This is a genomic window from Nitrospirota bacterium, from assembly GCA_040757335.1.
In the GTDB taxonomy this organism is placed as follows: Bacteria; Nitrospirota; Nitrospiria; order 2-01-FULL-66-17; family 2-01-FULL-66-17; genus JBFLXB01.
In genome coordinates this window covers 55,739-73,721 of record JBFLXB010000004.1, presented here as the reverse complement: position 1 = coordinate 73,721, position 17,983 = coordinate 55,739, and the positions used below count along the sequence as shown (strand labels likewise).

The window sequence follows — 17,983 nt, the reverse complement described above, 5'->3', positions numbered from 1 at the left end:
CGGACCCTCTGCGTCGCCGCTCAGTCCCTGATTTCTTCATGCAGTGCCACCGCCTTGATGTAAGCCCAGACCCGCTGTCCGGGCGTGAGACGCAGGGTGAGCAACGATTTTCTGGTGATGCGGGCGATCACGACCTCGCCGACATCCAGGGTGACATCGACCGATCCACCGGATCCGTCCCGGATCGCCACCACGGCGGCTTCCAGCACGTTGAGCACGCTGATCGGCGTTCCGGGCGGACCAAGCGCCACGGCCACGTCGCGCGAATGGACGTGTACGCGCAGCCGGGTTCCGACGTCCAGGGGTTGGAGCGGCACGTACAGGGTTTGGTGGCTGAGCGCCAGCCTGGTGAGGTCGAATTCCGGTTCGTGGCCCGCAACGCGCGCCTCGATCACCGCGCCGACCTGATGGGGCTCCGACATCTCAGAAAACCCGGGGGATGAGAACACCTGGTTGAGTGTGCCCACGGTCACGACTCTTCCGTCCCGAAGCAACACGACTCGATCCGCGAGTTGGACGATTTCGCTCACGACGTGACTCACGTACACGATCGGGACGTCCAACTCCCGGCGCACCCGGGTGATGAACGCCAGGACTTCCCGCTTACGCGGAGGATCCAACCCTGTCAGCGGCTCGTCGAGAAGCAACAAGCGAGGGCTGGTCAACAAGGCCCGCCCGATCGCCACGCGTTGTTTCTCCCCGCCCGATAACGTGTGCGGGCGGCGATCCAACAGGCGGGCGAGGTCGAGGATCTCGGCGACACGCTGCAGGGTCAGCCTGCGTTCGGCTGGCGGCGTTCGCTCGAGCCCGTATCGGAGATTGGACCGGACGCTCAGATGGGGGAACAGCCGCGGTTCCTGGAACACATAGCCGACCGCGCGACGAGCAATGGGCGTGTACAGGCCCCGAGACTCGTCTTGCCAAACTTCGTCACCCAGCCGCATGAACCCGCTGGCTGACCGTTCCAGGCCGGACAAGCAGCGGAGCAAGGTGGTTTTGCCCGCACCCGATGGTCCGAACACGGCGGTCACGCCGGTTGCCGGCACGTCGAGATGGACCTGCAGGCGAAAGCTCGGGTGAGCGACGTCAAACCGTGCGGCAAGCCGGCTCATGACGCGCGGATCGGAAGACGCCGATCCACGAGGTACACGCTCAACAGGATCGCAAACGACACGATCAACATGAATGCGGACAACGCGTGCGCCCGCCCGTATTCCAGCGCCTCCACGTGGTCGAACAGCGCGGTGGACAAGACTTGGGTCTTCCCGGGAATAGACCCCCCGATCATCAACACCACGCCGAATTCTCCCATGGTGTGGGCGAACCCCAACACGATCCCGCTGAGGTAACCCCGGAACGCCATGGGCGAGGCGACCGTGAAGAACGCGTCGAGTCGCGAGGCGCGCAACGACCACGCAGCTTCCAAGGGCTCTCGTCCGATCGCTTCGAACGCCCCTTGCAGCGGCTGGACCACAAACGGCAGTGAATACACTGCCGAACCGACGACCAACCCAGAAAACGTAAACGCCAGCGTCGACCCGGTGATGCGCTCCCACGTACCGCCGAGCAGGCCGTGAGGTCCCAACGCCATCAGCAGATAAAACCCTAGTACCGTCGGCGGGAGTACGAGGGGAAGGGCCACCACGGCCTCCACCACGGTCTTTGTCCGCGACCGAGTCTGAGCCAGCCACCAGGCAATCGGGGTGCCAACGATCAAGAGCACGAGCACCGTGGTGCCAGCCAGACGCAACGTGACGCCTACAGCCGTCAAATCGATCACGGCTCACCTCTTTTCACGCGGGCTACTTCAACCCGTAGCCGAAGCGTTCAATGATCCGACGGGCATCGTGCCCGCGAACATACTCCAACAAGGCTCCCGCCGCGACGTTGGAACGGCCTTTGGCTAACAGCACGGCGTCCTGGTCAATCGGATCGTATAGGTCGAACGGAATCTCCCAACGGCTGCCGCCAGGATTCATCGCAGAATTCACGACCTGTGACAGCGCCACGAATCCCATCTGGGCATTGCCGGAGGTGATGAACCCCATGGTCTGCCCGAGGCTCTCGCCGCGAACGATGTGGGGCTGCAATTGGTTCCACAACCCGAGGTTCATCATGACCTGTTGGGCGGCGGCGCCGTAAGGCGCGAGCTGCGGATTGGCCATGGCGACGTATTTGAAGCGCCCGGAACGCAACGTCGTCGCCCCGCTGACCAACGCCGAGTCCGGGCTCCACAGGACAAGCCGCCCGATCGCGTAGGTAAAACGGCTGCCCCGCACCGCGAACCCCTCGTCTTCCAGCCGCTGCGGTCGTTTCTGATCAGCCGAGAAAAACACATCGAACGGGGCGCCGTTCCTGATCTGGCCGTAGAACCTCCCGCTGGAGCCCGGGATCGCCTGGACCCGATGCCCGGTGGCCCGCTCGAACTCGATCGCGATGGATCGAAACGCCGGCAGAAAATTGGCGGCGACCGCGGCCGTTACCTGGTCGGCTCGCGCCGGAATCGCCAGGCTGATCACGACCAGCAGCGAGGTGACTGCCCCTACCCCTTTCATCTTTCCGAGCTCCGCTCCGCCACCCACGCCCGAGCCGCGATGGTCGTTGTGATGATAAAATACGACCTATTTTAGAGTCAATAATGGCAATAGTAGTCCTATAATGTGGTGTAACTAGACGAATTATTGAATGGCGCGAGGCAACGGCTCGCCAGTGCCGGGCGACGCTCCCAAGGAGACCAGGCGCGCCGTCACCTCGCGTCGCGCCGGCTCCCAAACCGGATCCGGGGGCGCGGCTTCCAGAAACCGTCGATAGTGGACCGCAGCCTCATCGCGGCGTCCCAACGCGTCCACGACCCGCGCGAGGTCGTAGTGCGCCAGCGCGTGACCGGGGTGGCGCGCCAAAGCGTTTTCAAAGGCCCGAACCGCCTCATCGGCTCGTCCCGATCGCGCCGCCAACACGCCGAGTCGGTAGTGCACGTCGGGATCGGCAGGATTGAGGGCCAGCGCGCGCCGGAAATACTCCTCCGCCTTGGGGGCGAACCCGCGACGGTCCTCCACCAACCCCAGGTTGAACCACGCGGCGTACGCCGCGGAATCATCGGCCAGGGCCAGCTTGAAAGAGGCTTCGGCTCGGTCCATGTCTCCCGCTTGCAGGGCCAGCGCCCCGATCCGAAGTCGAAGGTCGCTGGTCTCGCCGAGTTGCCGGGCGAGGATCTCGTATTCAGCGATCGCCTCACTCCATCGGCCCGCGCGCTGGTACGCGAGGGTCAGGTTGCTTCGCGCCAGGTGGTACTCGGGGTCAATGGCAAGGGCTCGACGGTACTGGATGACGGCTTCCTCCCACCGGTCGAGCTTTGCATAGGCCGCGCCCAGATTGGTCGCAGCGAGGGGATACCTTGGGTCGAGAACCGTCGCGCGCTCAAGCGGTGTGACCGCGAGGTCAGGCCGATCCTGGCCCAGATACGCCGCGCCGAGCATCGCATACGCGAGCGGGCTGCGAGGTGCCTTCTCAGTCGCGTCGGTCCACAAAGCGACCTCGGACTTCCACAACACGGTCCGGGAGTGGCTCATCAACGACAGGCCCGCGAGCACGCCCGCCGCAATAACAACGGGAAGCGTCGTGCCGGTTCGGTTGGCGAGCGTTCGCCCTCCGCGCGCCGTGAACCACCCGATCGCGGCGACGAATCCCACCCCTGCAAGGTAGTACCGATGCTCCTGATACAGCGCGACGTGGGTGATGAACGGCAACGCGAGCGGGGGGAGCGCCGCCAACACCCACCATAAGGCACCGAACGCCGCGAGGCTGATCCCGGTATGGCGGGCCCGCTCCCGTTGCTGCCATGCCCAGACCCCGAGCACGAGCGTGGCGAACGCGATCCCCACCACACCCCACGCCGCGGCACCGCGTAGGGTGTCGATCCCGTGTTCCGCGCTCAGAAACCAGGGCCACCAGAAGTCCCGGGCGGCCAGCCCCACGACCCACAAACCCACAGCCAGCGCCTCGATCCGATCGCCCGCCGAATAATCAAAACCGCCGCTCACATCGGTCACAAACCCGAACCGCACCGCCACGTACCCCGCGACCAAGACGCCCCAAGGCCACAGCCGCGAGGCCCGGGCTCGCCACGTGTCGGTGGGCGCAATCACCGCGGCCTCGGCCAGCCACAACAAGGCCGGCAACGTGATGGCGGACTCCTTGGCTCCCAACGCCGCTGCGGAGCCGGCGAACGCCGCAACCCACCACCCACGGCCGCGCCCCGTCCGCCAGAGCGTGTAGGCCCCGAGGGCGAGCAACTCGGCACAGGCCGCGAGCACCGATGATCGGGCGCTGATATAGTTGGCGGCTTCCGCGTTGAACGGATGCACGGCAAACAGCGCGGCCGCAACCGCAGCCACGAGCGGATCGCTCCACCACAAACGCACCACCCACCACACCAACACCGACGCGGCGCCGTGGAGGAGGATGCTGGTGAGATGAAACCCCAGGGCTGGGAACCGCCGCACCGCGTCCGGCCACACCAGTTCCCACGCGTGGTCCACGGCCCGCGAAGCCGTGGTCACGGGGCGAAATCGTTCCGGATCGCTGGGCAGGGCCCGACCGGCCGGAAGCTGATCCGGACTCGAGGCAACAGCGGTGAACCAATCGTCGTACTGAAACGGGCTTTGAAGGCTTTCGGCGTACAGCAGAACCGCCAGCGCCCCGACGAGCACCGGCACCGACCTGACAATCCACGCCATGCTGGGTTTGCTCAGGGCGGGCCTACCCGCTGGCGCGCGGGATAATGTACGGCTTACCTGGTTTGGGGCGGGAATGGCAGCGATTGCAGTCCGCCAGCGAGAACGCCACCTTGCCGTGGCAGCGCCCGCAGAACTCTCCCTTGGCGATCCCTTCCATGGTGACGCGGTTGGCGCCCGCGCGCATCACGAAGATATTCGGGTGACAGTTCTTACAATCGAGCCATAGGGTGTGCCCGTAGTGCGGGTAGACCACGTCGGGAAGGTCCCCCTTGACCGGGAAGATCACGTTGAAGTCCATGGGCTCGAGCACCTTGGCCTTGGCGTCGAGTGAGTCCAGCGGTCGGATGACGCCGAAATCCACCGCGGCCACCCAATCCACGTATCCCTGGTCGGTCTGAGGGAGGAAGGCGAACGCCAGCGGGTGGAGTTCCTCGGTCAGCCCTGCCGCGGCTTCCGCCGGGTCCTGGGACGGTACGCCGAGCGCCTCGGGCGACGAGCCTTCTGTCGCTTCGCCGGGCAACACCACTCCCGGCGGGAGAACCGGGGTCTCCCCTTCCGCCGGAGCGGTTACCGCCTCCAGCGCAATCTCGAGCGGTGTCTTGCCTGACTGGGGTGCGCTGCGGCATCCTCCGACCAGCACCGCCAGACCGAGCGCAATGACGACGGGAAACGCGCCCGCGCCTCCGGCCTCGGGACTTCTATCGATCAACGACCACGACCTCGCCTTGCATCCGGTTGTGCACGAAACAAAAGTATGGATACCGACCCGGTTTCGTGAAGGTGTGAGCGCAGGTCTTTCCGGCATGAAGGTCTTCGCAAAAGATCTCGAGGTTCTCGTCGGGCCCGTAACCTGGGATGCTCGAGGTCAGGTGCCGGCGGGTGTCCTCATTGAGCCAGCGCACGGTGTCGCCGACCTCGATCGCAATGCGAGGCGGATCGAACGCGTAACTGTCCTTCGCAATCACGACGTCGAACACCCGCTCTTGCTGGCCTTGGGACGAAGCGAACGGCCACAACCCGATGCCGACGCCCATGACGAGAGCCGCAAGGATGCTCCGAGCGCGCGTCATTTCGGCCGGTCTTTCGCAAGAACGTGGCACCGCAGGCAGTCCGTCAATGGGAAAGCCACGCGGTCGTGGCAGCGGCCGCAATACTGGCCCGCCGCGATCTTGGTCATGTGCATTTCCGGATTTCCTCCCGCTTTCTTCTTGAAAATCTTCTCATGGCAATTGTCGCACGAGAGCCACAACGTATGGACCTTGTGCGAAAACAAGACGTCCGGCTGAAACTTGCTCTTGGTGGTGATGACCACGTCCAGATCGAAAGGCGGCACTTCGGGTACGCTCGGATCGATCGCGTCACGCGGCTTGATCTTCCCCTGCATCATCGTCGAGGCCCAGTCCACCAGCTCGTAGCGATCCTTGGGGAACCCCGAGAGTTCCAGCGCCGGCGGATGGTCGGCTTTGCCCGCCAACTCGGCGCGCCCGACCAGCCCAGCCGGATCCCCGGTCCCCGCGACGTTGCCTCGGCTATCCAGATAAATGACCATCGAGGGGTCGAGCGTCTTCAGCTTCTCTTTGATTCGCTGCAGGCGCTCCTGATCCCCGCCGGAGGCGGCGGGCGGGGCCGGGGCCGTCCCCTGGGAGGGCTGCGCTCCAACCGGGGACGGCGCAAGGGGCGCGGCAAAAAGCCCGATGAGCGCCAGACCCGCGAGCAACTCGATGAACGGACGGCTCGGCCGCACGCGGTTAGGGGGGCGAACCACCGCTTTCGGACGGTGCAATGGTATACTGGCTCTTACCCGAGTGGCAGCGGTCACAGTACAGAGGAGCCCACGCGATTCGGCCGTTGTGGCATTTGCCGCAATACTCGCCCTTGATGATCTTGATCATGGTGACCTCATTGGCTCCCGCTTTCATGACGAAGATGTCGTCATGGCAGACCTTGCATTTAAACCGGATGCGGTGAAACCAGTGAGGGAAGATCACGGGAGGCATCTCGGCTTTCTCGGCCTCCCGGTTCATCACAATGTCGCCGTACTCCGCGCCGACATTGGGTGCCCAGGCCAACGTGACCGCGATCAGCCCACCCGCGCCCAACGCCACCGCAGCCAGGAGCACCCAGCGCCCGATCACACGCCGTGCCATCACCAACGAGGGTAGAAAACGGACCACCGCGATGTCAACCCGGATCGAGGGGTCACCATTCGCGGTACGGGGTGCCGTCAAGGCCCGTCTTCTCGCTGGCCGAATGCACGTCGAACACGTCTTCACCGCACCAGGAGGTTTCGTCCGGATCGTCGGTGTAGCAGCGCAAGGACCATTCAGACTCCTCGGTCATGGGGTCCTTGGGGATCGTGCGAAGATACCGTCTGACGGTCGCGCCCTTGATGTTGGCCGCCTCGCCCGACAGCTCCACCAGCAGGAGCGTCTCCAAGGTCTTCGGGTACCCGTTGACGCTCACGACGTCTTTGCAGCTCAGTTGATTGCTCTGGCAGAGCGGTCCGATCAATCGGTCTCCGTCCCGGTTCCAGTCGTCTTTGAAGCGATCGATCGCCGTGCGCAGTTCCCGCAACGCCTGGCGCAGCTCGACTTCTTTCGCCCGTTTGGCGGTGATTTTCGAAAGCGGCATGGCCACCGATACCAGGATCATGATGATCGCCATGGTCGCGAGCAGTTCGAGGAAGGTCACTCCCCGCTCGCTGCGCCCTCTGGTCATGGTCGCGAAACGAATACGCCTAATTCGCCGTGGAGGGAGTCGGCACGGCCGGCACTGGCGTGGCGGGAAACACCACGGCCGGCTGGTTCGGGCGCGACTGCGGCTGGGTCGTGGGCGGCCGCGGCGCGGCGGCCGGTGACGGAGGCGCCGGCGCCGAGGGCGTGGTCGCCGGCGACCGCAAGGGCACGGTCTCGCCGGGCCCCGTAGAGGCCGCGGGCTGGCTCACGGCTTCCGACGGCGTAAAGAGCGGTTGCGTGGAATAGCCCTCTTCGGTCCCCGACCAGAACGACTGCACCCCCACATCGGGCGCGGAGAGCCCGCGGATTACGCGCGGCGTGATGGTGAGCAACACGTCGATCTTGCGCTTTTCATTCTCGGTGGTGCCGAACAGCTTGCCGAGCACCGGGATCTCGCCCAGCCAGGGAAGCTTGTTAGCCGCCGCCCGGTTTTCATCGGAAATCAGCCCGCCGATCACCACGGTCTCCCCGTCCCGGACGTTGATCGTGGTATCGGTGGTACGCGTCCCAAACCGGAACTGGCCGACGCGCTCGTCAAACTCTCCCAGCGACGTCACGTCGAGTTTGAGGTCCATGGTCACGTCGTTGTTGAGGCGGATGTTGGGCTTGATCTCGAGTTTGATGCCCACGTCTTTGAATTCCGTCGATGTCGTGGTGGTCTGATTGCCCGCGACCACAGTGGTGGCGGCCGCCGTGGTCGTGGTCGAGAGTAGGATCGGGATCTTGTTTCCGATGTTGATCTTGGCGGTCTTGTTGTCCACCACACGGATCTTGGGGTTGGCCAGCGTTTTGGAGTTCGCATCGGTCTTGATCAGGCTCACCTCCACGCTGGGCAGGGTCAGGAGAAAATCCGCGCTGGTGAGGTCCGACACCGCGTCCAACGCGATCGGATTGGGAGTCACCCCCAGGCTGGCCGTGGCATCGCCGGAACCCGACCTGAGGTTCCACCCCGCCTTGAAAAAGTCGATATTCGTCACCTCTAAGACTTCGATTTCGAACATCACCTCCGCCACCTGGCGATCATTGGCCTCGATGATCTTTTCCGCGATCCGGATCTTGTCCGGCGCGTCGCGCATCACAATGGTGTTGAGATCCTCGTTGACGAACATCCGGCGCGTGTCGAGCATGGTTCGCAGCAGGTTGACCACGTCCTTTGCCTTGGCGCTGGAGAGATAGAAGGTGCGGATCATCAGGTCCTGATATTGATCGATCTTCTGTTTGGTTTTGGGCAGGATCAGCACCGTGTCGGCCGCCACGCGTTTCATAAAGAGGTTGTTGGTCGTCAGCACGAGGTTGAGCGCGTCGCGGAACGTCGTGTTCTTGACGAAGATCGTCACCGGCTCGTCGCGGATGTCTCGGTCGAACAGAAAGTTCACGCCCGCCGTCTTCGAGAGCAGATCGAACACCTCCTTGAGCCGCGCATTCTGAAACCGCAGCGTGATCGGTTGATCGGAGGTCAGGGTCAATTCGTCCGACTCGGCGAGCAGCTTCAGCCGATCCTCGGCGTCGCGAATTCCTTGCAGGGCTCCCGCGTGGGCCGGATCCAGGGCCAGGACCCGTTCGAACTCCGCAATTGCGTCCTGGTGTCTCTCGGTCTTGAGGAGTTGGAGCGCGGCTTGGTAACGCTCCGCGGCCTCTTTGACCTTGAGCGCCTGGGCCAGCGTCTCGCGATACGCCTCGGTATTGGGGTCGTACGCCACCGCTTGTTTCAGAGCCTCAACGGCCGGCGCGACCGCGCGTTGGGCGAGCAGCGCCGTACCTCGCGCGTGTTGGGATTTTGCCGCCTCCAGCTTCGCGCGATCCAGTTTGGCCCTGAGCTTCTCGTCATCGGGTCGCTTGGAGAGGGCTTCCTGGTAGACCAGGACGGCCCCCTCCCAGTTGCCCTCGCGCGCGAACTGATCGGCCACGCGAACGGGTCTAGGGGCACAGCCCGCGGCGATCGACAGAACCAGCACCAGCACGACGGTCTTGACCATAGAGCGGATCGTCGGGCTCCCCGTCATCTGGGCTGGAGGGTCTGCCGGAAGTATTCCACGGTGCGCTTGAGACCGTCGGCCAGGCTCGTGCGGGCTTCCCACTCCGCCGCTCTGGCGAGCTTGCCGGCGTCCACGCAACTTCGAAGCTGCTCGCCGCGCCGCTCCGGACCGTACCGCTCTTTGATGGGAGATCCCACCGCCTCGGCCAACATGCGGAACAACTGGTTGACCGTTGTTTCCCGTCCCGTCCCGACGTTGAAGGTCTCGGTCAGGCGGTTGTTCAGCACGGCCATGTTGGCTTCGACCACGTCGTCGATGGCGATGTAGTCACGCGTCTGTTTTCCAGTGCCGTTGATCACGGGCTGTTCGTTCTGCAGCAACTTCAGCGTGAAGATGGCCACCACGCCCGCTTCGCCGAACGGATCCTGGCGCGGCCCATACACGTTGGCGTACCGCAGGCTTGTCCATTGCAGCCCGTAAGTACGACCATAGTAGTAGAGATAATGTTCCCCGGCGAGTTTGCTGATTCCGTAAGGACTCACCGGGCGGGTGGGGTGGGGTTCCGCCGCAGGAAACTGCTCCTGCTCGCCGTAGACCGCGCCGCCGGACGACGCGAAAATCACGCGCTTAGTCCCGACCTTGACCGCCTGCTCCAGCAGATTGACGGTCCCGAGGATGTTGACCTGCCCGTCGAAGAGCGGGTCTTTGACCGAACGACGCACGTCCATCTGCGCGGCGTGATGAAAAATCGCCTCGGGCCGCGCTTTCTTGAAGACCCGCTCCACCTTGGGGCTCAAAATGTCGAGCTTGTAAAACTCGGCTTTGGGGCTGACGTTTTTTTTCTTCCCGGTGGAGAGGTCGTCCACGATCGAGACCTCGTGCCCTTCCTGGATCAGGCGATCCACCAAATGAGAACCGATGAATCCGGCGCCGCCGGTCACCAATATCCGCATAGCGAACGTCCCCTCGCGTTATGCCGCGCCCATCTCAGCGCGATACCACGCCACGAACCGCGCCAGGCCTTGGTCGATCGACGTGGAAGGCTCGTAGCCCAGTAGCGCCTTGGCCTTTGTCACATCCGCGTACGTGATCGGGACGTCGCCGGGCTCGGCCGGGAGCGCGTGGACGATCGCGGCTTTGCCGATCAGCGGCTCGAGGCGTGCGATCAGGTCCCGCATGGCGATCGTCTGCGATTCCCCCAGGTTCACGATCTCATAGGGATGCGGGCGGTCCAGCGCCGCCACCACGCCCGCGATGATGTCGTCGATGTACGTAAAATCGCGCCGCGCGCTGCCGTCGCCGAACAGTTTGAGCGGCGCGCCTTGTGTCATGGCGCGGGTGAACGCGTGAATCGCCATCTCCGGCCGCTGACGCGGCCCGTACACCGTGAAGAACCGCAGGCACGTCACCGGCAAGCGATACAGGTGGTGGTACGTGAAACACATTAACTCGCACGCCTTCTTGGTCGCGGCGTAGGGGGAGATGGGGTGATCCACCGGGTCGGTCTCGGCGAACGGCACCTTCTTCTGTTCCCCGTACACCGAGGATGACGAGGCGAACACGAAGTTGGCCACGTTGTGGCGGACCGCCGCTTCCAACACGTGCAACGTGCCGCGCACGTTCACTTCCTCATACAGGAGCGGATCTTTCAGGGAAGGACGAACGCCCGCGCGCGCCGCGCCGTGAAAAATGCGATCGATGCGGCGCCCCGCAAACAACGCATCCACCTGGTCGCGCCGCCGCAAATCGCCTTCCACAAAGGTAAAGCGGGGATGCGAGGCCACGACCGCGAGGTTTCGGCGTTTGATCGCGGGGTCGTAGAACGGATCGAAGTTGTCGAACCCCACCACGGAGTGGCCCAGCGCCAAGAGGCGCTCGGTCAGGTGGGACCCGATAAACCCCGCGTTTCCAGTTACCAACACGGTGGGCATATGCTCAGAACCCGCATCGCGCGTCGCGCTCCCCGGCACTCCGCTCACGGAGTGCCACGCGCTTATTAGTGGTTCCTTCCACTTGGGTCGAAGCTCTGCGCAGGCAATGCGGGAAGCTTCAATACCGAAGCAGTCTACGCGGGCCGGCCCGCGCGCAGGCCGTACCCTATCAAGACAGCGGGGGTAAGTCAATCGAACTTGAGGCGGTCTGTCAATCCGGCGTCGCGTACCTCTAGGGCGGGTAGGCCCGCCGCGATTCCGGAGCACGGAGATCACGTCGTCGTTGGGGTGAACCACCGCCACATCGTCCCAACCATCGCCGTTGAAATCACCGGTCGTCACCGCCTCCGGCACGAGCCCCAGAGGGTACGTCTCGGAGCGCACCAGGGCTCCGTGGCCATCGCCGAAAAAGGTGGTCACCGTGTTGGCGCTCTGATCCGCCACCACGATGTCCGGGAACCCATCGTGATTGAAATTCCCGGTCGCCACCGCAACGGGCATCGGGCCTCCGTCGATCGACGGAGACGGCGCGCCGAACCGGCCTGTCTGCGGAGCGCCTGAGTTCAGAACCACTGAGACGCCGGGGGGCGTTCCAAGGGTGACGACGAGATCCGGGGCCGCGTCCCGGTTCAGGTCGACCGGGACCAGTGCCACAGGGACGTTTCCGGGCTGGAAGGTAATGGTCTGAGCGTTGCGGACACTCCCATCGGGGTCGGTCGACCACACCGACACGGTGTGGTCCCCAACCGCCACGGCCAGATCATCGCGTCCATTGCGGTCGAAGTCCCCAACGGCCACCGCGGTCGGCCGCAACATGCTGGCGGCATTTCCGAGGCTGGCGCGAAGCGAGAACCGACCGCCTCCCAGCCCTTGCAAGACATGCAGAGCGCCGGCCGATGCATCCGCCACGACCAGATCCAAGAGTGCATCGCCGTCGAACCCACCCGACGCCACGGCGACCAGGTCGGCATCGAGCGGCAGTTCCGACACGGCCTCGCTCTGGAAGGTGCCGTCACCCGCGCCGAGGCGCGCCCGTATCGCTCCGCCCGTGCCAGCGCCGTCAACCACCACAAGCGCTGCCGGCCCGGCGCCATCAAGCCGAGGCGCCACAAGAATCCGCGGCGCCGACGTTTCGGGTGAGCCGACCGGCAAGCGATACGGCGCCGCAAAACGGACCGAATCCGCCGCCATCAGGACGGACAATGTTCCGGACCCGGCGTTCGCGGTCGCCAGGTCGAACAAGCCGTCGGAGTTGAAATCCGCGGCCGCCAGCGCGGCGGGACGCGCGGACAGACACGGGAAGCACGCGTGAACCGGGATCGCCTCCGGCGCCAGAAATCGGCTGACCATCGTGACGGCGACCGCGTTCCTCGCCGCTGAATTGCCCACGACCACCGTTGCGGGGTTCGCGAGCCGAAACGGCGCCGCGTACGCTCCAAAGCCCGAGATCGTGCCGATCGTGGAATCACCCCCTCCTATACCGTTGATCGTCCATGTCGTGGGCGTGAACAGGATTTCCGACAGGGCGAGCGTGACAGACCCGCCGAGGCCGACGACCACACTCGGGGGCGAGATGGTGACCGGGACGGACTGTTCCTGAATGACCACCGGCCGCGTGCCCGATTTGGTAGGATCAGCCTCGCTGCGCGCATGGACCACCACGGTGATCGAACCGCTCGTGTCGAGATAGGGACGAACCAGTTCCAGCGCCGGCGCGGTGTACACGCCCTCGACCGTAATCGACCCTCCGGGAACCGGTTGGCCGGTCTCGATCGTCCAGATTACATTGCGGTTGCCGGCCCCGTTCACAGCGGCAAGGAACGCCACGATCCCTCCGGGCGGAAGGACGACGGCCGGGTCTGCTGGCGAGGTGATCGACACGCTGATCGCCACTGGGGACACCACGGTCACGGTTGCGCGGCCGCGGCTGGAGGGGGCGGCCAGACTCGCGGCGGCAATGTGATACGTGCCCGTTCGGGTGGGTGCTCGGTACACGCCGGTGGAGGAGATCCCCCCGCCGACGCTTCCCTCCTCCACCGACCAGGTCACCTCTGGATTCGCGGTCCCGGTCATCGCAGCAACAAAGGGCTGCGAGGTCCCCGCCACCACCGTCACAACGTCCGGCTCGATCGTAACGTCGACGGACCAGCCGGAGGGCATATCACCCGCGCTGCACGCAGCAAGCACGCACCCGCCCACGAGCCTTGCGGCACCTCCCAGAACTGTTCGGTAGCCGGGTCCGCGGAGCATGCCGTTCCTCGCCCCTTACGCATGATCTCGGCGCGATCCATTGCGTCAAACACCACCAAAACCCCAGGCCTCGATGACCCGGGCTGTGAGGGCTGTGGTCAACAGGCACAGCCAACAGCCCCTCACGGGTAAAACCCCTCCATGACAGAAAGACCACGGATGGCCTTCAGCTGTTCCCCGGAACGCCAAAATGCAATTAGAGGTCCCTCGGGCAAGAGGCGCTCGGTAGCATGACGTGCCTGATAGGTTGCGGCTTTGCGGGAGACGGAAGGCGCTACGCCTGGGCGTCTTGGGATGGGACCAGTACCGAGGGATGTACTAAGGCGCGGTAGGGCTGCCGCGGTTCCGAAGGATCGAGACCGTGTCGTCGCCGTTATTGGCCACGGCCACGTCGGACCAGCCATCCCCATTAAAGTCGCCGACCGCCACTGCCTGGGGTTGCAGGCCCACGTTATAGGTTTCAGATTGAACCAGCGAGCCGCCGCCTTGGCCGAGGTACGTGGTGACGGAATTGCTGCCTTGATTCGCAACCACAACGTCTTGAAACGTATCTTTGTTGAAATCTCCCTTCGCGACGGCTACCGGCGAAGTGCCGGTCGATAGTGGGGTCGGCGAAGCGGTAAACGTTCCGCTGGAGTTCAAGAGAGGGGTCAACTTACTATTGAACGCCGTCGTAACAACGAGATCCAGATAGTTGCCACCACCAGTGAGCGCGACCGCAGCCAACGCGCTGGGACTGTTCTGACCTAGCGACACGACCTGTGGAGCCGCAAACGTGCCATTTGCATTGCTGAGGAAGATGGACACGGTACCGTCCTGGCTGTTTGCCACTGCGAGGTCGTCCCAACCGTCCCCGTTGAACGATGCCGCTACAATGCCCAGCGGACCTGAAACGCCATTGGTGAGCACGGTCGGGGGAGTATAGGATCTAAAGGTTCCATCACCAACGCCCTGAAGAACCTCAACTGTGCTGGTTAGGAAATTTGCCACTGCCACGTCCGGAAATGCATCGGAATCCATGAGGCCAACCGCAACTGAAAGGGGGTTGCTGTTCGACGAAAGCGCGGATGCACGTTCAGATCCGAACGTTCCATCACCCTCGCCCAGGAAACTGCGCACGGCCAAGCCGCTGGGATCCGCATCCGCAACGACCAGGTCAACCACCCCTCCAACAAGATTCAGATCCGCGACAGCGAGAGCTTCGGGATCACCGGAAGCCAGATTGCCCACCTGAGGCCTTACCGCCTCGCCAAAATGGGATTTGTCCGCCGCGATTAAGATCGAGAGCGTCCCGGTTCCCGAATTTGCCGTGGCTAGATCATCCAATCCGTCACCATTGAAATCTTCTGCCACGATCGCGTTGGGTAGATCCGTCTCACACCCGCCGCACCCGTCGACCGGGAGCGTTTCCGGAGGCAGAAATCGGCTGGCCAGCGTGATCACGGCTTTGTCCGTAGTACTGATATGCCTAACCTCGATCGCGGTGTTGGAGGTCGGCATTTGAAACGGTGCCGTGTATAATCCGACCCCAACGCTAATCGTGCCAAACTTGGAGTCGCCGCTCAAGGACCACGCCCCACCAACAAGTCTAGTGAGCGAAAACTGTACCTGTCCGCCGAGGCCGACCCTGACGTCAGACGGTGAAATCATGATTGAGGTTGCGACGATATTGACCGTCACTTGAGCGAACTTGGTCGGGTCAACAACGCTTGTCGCAGTGACCAGGTCGACACCGGGCGTACTTGGGTCCGAGTAAACACCTAGTGGATTGATCTTGCCCCCTGCGCCGCCCGGCTGCACCGACCACGTCACCGCAGTGTTTGTGGTCCCGGTCACCGTCGCAAGAAATGTCTGGCTGCCGCCTACCTCGACCTCGACGGGCACGGAACCGGAGGGGCTAATGGCTACAGTGATTGGCTGAGCCTGCTCGACCGTCACGGCAACCGTCGCGGTCCCGCAGGGATCCTCTTGGCTCGTCGCGACCACATGGTATGTGCCGGGTGCGGCAGGTGCGGTGTACAGACCGGTTGCCGAGATGTCTCCGCCCCCGGCCTCTTGCACGCTCCACGTCACCGCGGTATTCGTCGCTCCCGTCACCGTGGCTATGAACGGTTGCGGGGTGTTGGCAATCACCGTCGGCGCAGCGGGCTCGATCAAAACGCTGACCGTGGACGATGCGCAGGCGGGGCCGTTGTTGTCTCCGCCGCCCCCCCCCGAACACGCGGCGAGCAAGGCACAAAAAACGAGGGCTCCTGCCCTCGCTCTCGTCGTCCGGCGATCTCTCACGTCACCCATCAGCTACCTCGATCTCCACATTGTCGATCAGGCGCGTGGCGCCTACCCATACCGCCACCGCAATCACCACCCGGCCGGCCAGTTGTTCCACCGGCCGGAGCGTGTCGGGATGGACCACCGCTGCGTAGTCCACGCGGACCGCAGCTCCGCTCGACAGCAAGACCTCCAGCACGTCCCGAATCTTCCCGCCGGAGCGCTCGCCGGCCTTGATCAGCCGCTCGGCTTCGGCCAAGGCCGCGGGCACGCGCAGTGCCCGTTTTCGTTCCTCCGGCGACAGATAGGCGTTCCGGGAGCTGGCGGCCAGGCCGTCGGCATCGCGCACCGTGGGGCAGACCACGATCTCGACCCCGAACCGCAGATCCTCCACCAGCCGCCGGATGACCACAGTTTGCTGGTAGTCCTTGCGGCCGAAGAACGCGCGATGGGGGTTCACGATAGCGAACAATTTGGCGACGACCGTGGCCACGCCTCGGAAATGACCCGGGCGCGACGCGCCGCAGAGCACGGTGCCGAGCGACCCCACGTCCACGATGGTCTCGTTCCCGGGAGGGTAGATCTCGGGGACCGCGGGCGCGAACACCACGTCCGCGCCTTCGCGCTCGCACAACGCGCGATCCGCCTCGAACATGCGGGGGTAGCGCTCGTAGTCTTCGGTGGGACCGAATTGCGTGGGATTAACGAACACGCTGACCACGACCCGATCGCTCGCGGCACGCGCCGCGCGAATGAGGCTGGCGTGACCGTGGTGCAGCGCCCCCATCGTGGGCACAAACCCGATCGCGTGCCCGCGACCGCGTTCAGCGTCCGACCACGTATGCATGTCGCGCGCGGTGGTGAGGGTCAGCACGGTCGCTCCCAGCCGTGGCTGCTACGAGACGCGCGCCCCGTCATCGGGCCGGCACATAGTACTGCACGCCGCCCTTCATGTGCCGGATCTGGCGGATCAGCTCGGCGAGATCAGCCGCGTTGTTGACGAAGTCGATCTCCGTGGTCTGGAGGACCAGCAGCGGGGTATCCGTGTATCCGAAGAAGAACTCGTTGTACGCGCGATTGAGCGCGTCCAGGTACTCCCACGTCAGCTCCTTCTCGTACTCGCGCCCGCGCTGATGGACGCGTTGCATGAGCACGTCGGTCTCCGCGTGCAGGTAGATGACCAGATCCGGTTTGGGCAGGCGGCCTCGCAACAGGCCGTACACCTGGTCGTACAAGACCAGCTCGTCCGGAGAGAGATTGAGCGAAGCGAAGATGCGATCTTTGGGCAGAAACACGTCGGTGATGGTGACGTTGGAAAACAGCTCGTGTTGCGCCATTTCTTCTTGCTGGCGATACCGCGACAACAGAAAGAACAATTGCGTCTGGAACGCCCAGCGCCAGCGGTCCCGGTAGAACCGGAGCAGAAAGGGATTGTTCTCGGACTCCTCCAGGATCGCCTTGCCGGCCAATTGCTCGGCCAGCAACGTCACCAGGCTGGTCTTTCCCACGCCGATGGGGCCTTCGACGACCAGATACTTCGGGTCCATGCGCCGCTCGCGAGTGGCCGGTCACGCGGACCGGTTAATCGCCTCAAACAATCGGACCACGTGCGGATCGGCGAGGCGGGCGCGCAACTCCGCCACCGTGGCCTGGCGCACGGGATGCACGGCGCGCGGCGCGATGTCCTCCAGCGGAATCAGCACGAACGCGCGCTCCGCCATGCGTGGGTGGGGAATTTGCAGGTCCGGCGTGTCCACCACCCGGTCGCCGTACAGGAGAATGTCCAGGTCAAGAGTCCGCGGCCCGCCAGGGGATTCTTGCGCACGATCGCGGCCCCGGTCGTGTTCGATGCGACGGCACCTGGTCAGCAACTCGTGCGGCCCCAACACCGTGTCGATCGCGACCGCGCCGTTCAGAAACCAGTCCTGCGCGATCTCCCCGACCGGCTCGGTCTCGAACCAACGCGAACAGGCCGCCACCCTCGTCCCGCCCAGCCGACCGAGTGCGTCCACGGCCGCCTGGCAGTGCGCGAACCGGTTTCCGACGTTGGATCCCACCCCGATGTAGGCGCGAATGGTCTCGGGCAT

16 protein-coding genes are annotated in these 17,983 nt (G+C 64.3%); all 16 read right to left on the bottom strand.

Annotation, left to right across the window (positions count from 1 at the left end):
- Positions 1–20 precede the first annotated feature (20 nt).
- Positions 21–1,112 (bottom strand): molybdenum ABC transporter ATP-binding protein, encoded by a 1,092-nt coding sequence (modC, locus tag AB1451_03960; protein ID MEW6682067.1) that lies wholly within the window; start codon positions 1,110–1,112, stop codon positions 21–23.
- Complete coding sequence (gene modB / locus AB1451_03955; protein MEW6682066.1) at positions 1,109–1,780, bottom strand: molybdate ABC transporter permease subunit; 672 nt, start codon at positions 1,778–1,780, stop codon at positions 1,109–1,111. The genes modC and modB overlap by 4 nt, the downstream gene beginning before the upstream one ends.
- 22 nt (positions 1,781–1,802) lie before the next feature.
- The gene (gene modA / locus AB1451_03950) at positions 1,803–2,555 is read right to left on the bottom strand and encodes a molybdate ABC transporter substrate-binding protein (GenBank protein MEW6682065.1); all 753 of its coding nucleotides are present in this window, start codon (positions 2,553–2,555) and stop codon (positions 1,803–1,805) included.
- A gap of 123 nt (positions 2,556–2,678) precedes the next feature.
- Positions 2,679–4,736: a tetratricopeptide repeat protein gene (locus tag AB1451_03945; GenBank protein MEW6682064.1), complete on the bottom strand. Its 2,058-nt coding sequence runs from the start codon at positions 4,734–4,736 to the stop codon at positions 2,679–2,681.
- A gap of 22 nt (positions 4,737–4,758) precedes the next feature.
- Positions 4,759–5,445, bottom strand: coding sequence for a c(7)-type cytochrome triheme domain-containing protein (locus tag AB1451_03940; protein MEW6682063.1), 687 nt, complete (start codon positions 5,443–5,445; stop codon positions 4,759–4,761).
- A complete protein-coding gene (locus AB1451_03935; GenBank protein ID MEW6682062.1) occupies positions 5,435–5,806 on the bottom strand; it encodes a plastocyanin/azurin family copper-binding protein in 372 nt (123 codons plus the stop codon). Before AB1451_03935 ends, AB1451_03940 begins: the two co-directional genes overlap by 11 nt.
- Positions 5,803–6,501 (bottom strand): c(7)-type cytochrome triheme domain-containing protein, encoded by a 699-nt coding sequence (locus tag AB1451_03930; protein MEW6682061.1) that lies wholly within the window; start codon positions 6,499–6,501, stop codon positions 5,803–5,805. Before AB1451_03930 ends, AB1451_03935 begins: the two co-directional genes overlap by 4 nt.
- Positions 6,485–6,964, bottom strand: coding sequence for a cytochrome c3 family protein (locus tag AB1451_03925; GenBank protein MEW6682060.1), 480 nt, complete (start codon positions 6,962–6,964; stop codon positions 6,485–6,487). The genes AB1451_03930 and AB1451_03925 overlap by 17 nt, the downstream gene beginning before the upstream one ends.
- Positions 6,936–7,454, bottom strand: a complete 519-nt coding sequence (locus AB1451_03920) for a type II secretion system protein (protein MEW6682059.1) — start codon at positions 7,452–7,454, stop codon at positions 6,936–6,938. The genes AB1451_03925 and AB1451_03920 overlap by 29 nt, the downstream gene beginning before the upstream one ends.
- A gap of 19 nt (positions 7,455–7,473) precedes the next feature.
- A complete protein-coding gene (locus AB1451_03915) occupies positions 7,474–9,447 on the bottom strand; it encodes a secretin N-terminal domain-containing protein (GenBank protein MEW6682058.1) in 1,974 nt (657 codons plus the stop codon).
- A 23-nt stretch (positions 9,448–9,470) separates the two neighbouring features.
- Complete coding sequence (locus tag AB1451_03910; GenBank protein MEW6682057.1) at positions 9,471–10,400, bottom strand: NAD-dependent epimerase/dehydratase family protein; 930 nt, start codon at positions 10,398–10,400, stop codon at positions 9,471–9,473.
- Between the two features lie 18 nt (positions 10,401–10,418).
- Positions 10,419–13,538: an NAD-dependent epimerase/dehydratase family protein gene (locus AB1451_03905; protein MEW6682056.1), complete on the bottom strand. Its 3,120-nt coding sequence runs from the start codon at positions 13,536–13,538 to the stop codon at positions 10,419–10,421.
- A gap of 408 nt (positions 13,539–13,946) precedes the next feature.
- The gene (locus tag AB1451_03900) at positions 13,947–15,923 is read right to left on the bottom strand and encodes an FG-GAP-like repeat-containing protein (protein ID MEW6682055.1); all 1,977 of its coding nucleotides are present in this window, start codon (positions 15,921–15,923) and stop codon (positions 13,947–13,949) included.
- Positions 15,916–16,770, bottom strand: a complete 855-nt coding sequence (gene panC / locus AB1451_03895) for a pantoate--beta-alanine ligase (GenBank protein ID MEW6682054.1) — start codon at positions 16,768–16,770, stop codon at positions 15,916–15,918. The genes AB1451_03900 and panC overlap by 8 nt, the downstream gene beginning before the upstream one ends.
- A 40-nt stretch (positions 16,771–16,810) precedes the next feature.
- Positions 16,811–17,443 carry a deoxynucleoside kinase gene (locus AB1451_03890; protein ID MEW6682053.1) on the bottom strand — a complete coding sequence of 211 codons (633 nt, stop codon included), beginning with the start codon at positions 17,441–17,443 and terminating at the stop codon, positions 16,811–16,813.
- Positions 17,444–17,464: 21 nt separating this feature from the next.
- Positions 17,465–17,983 (bottom strand): 2-amino-4-hydroxy-6-hydroxymethyldihydropteridine diphosphokinase, encoded by a 519-nt coding sequence (gene folK, locus AB1451_03885; GenBank protein ID MEW6682052.1) that lies wholly within the window; start codon positions 17,981–17,983, stop codon positions 17,465–17,467.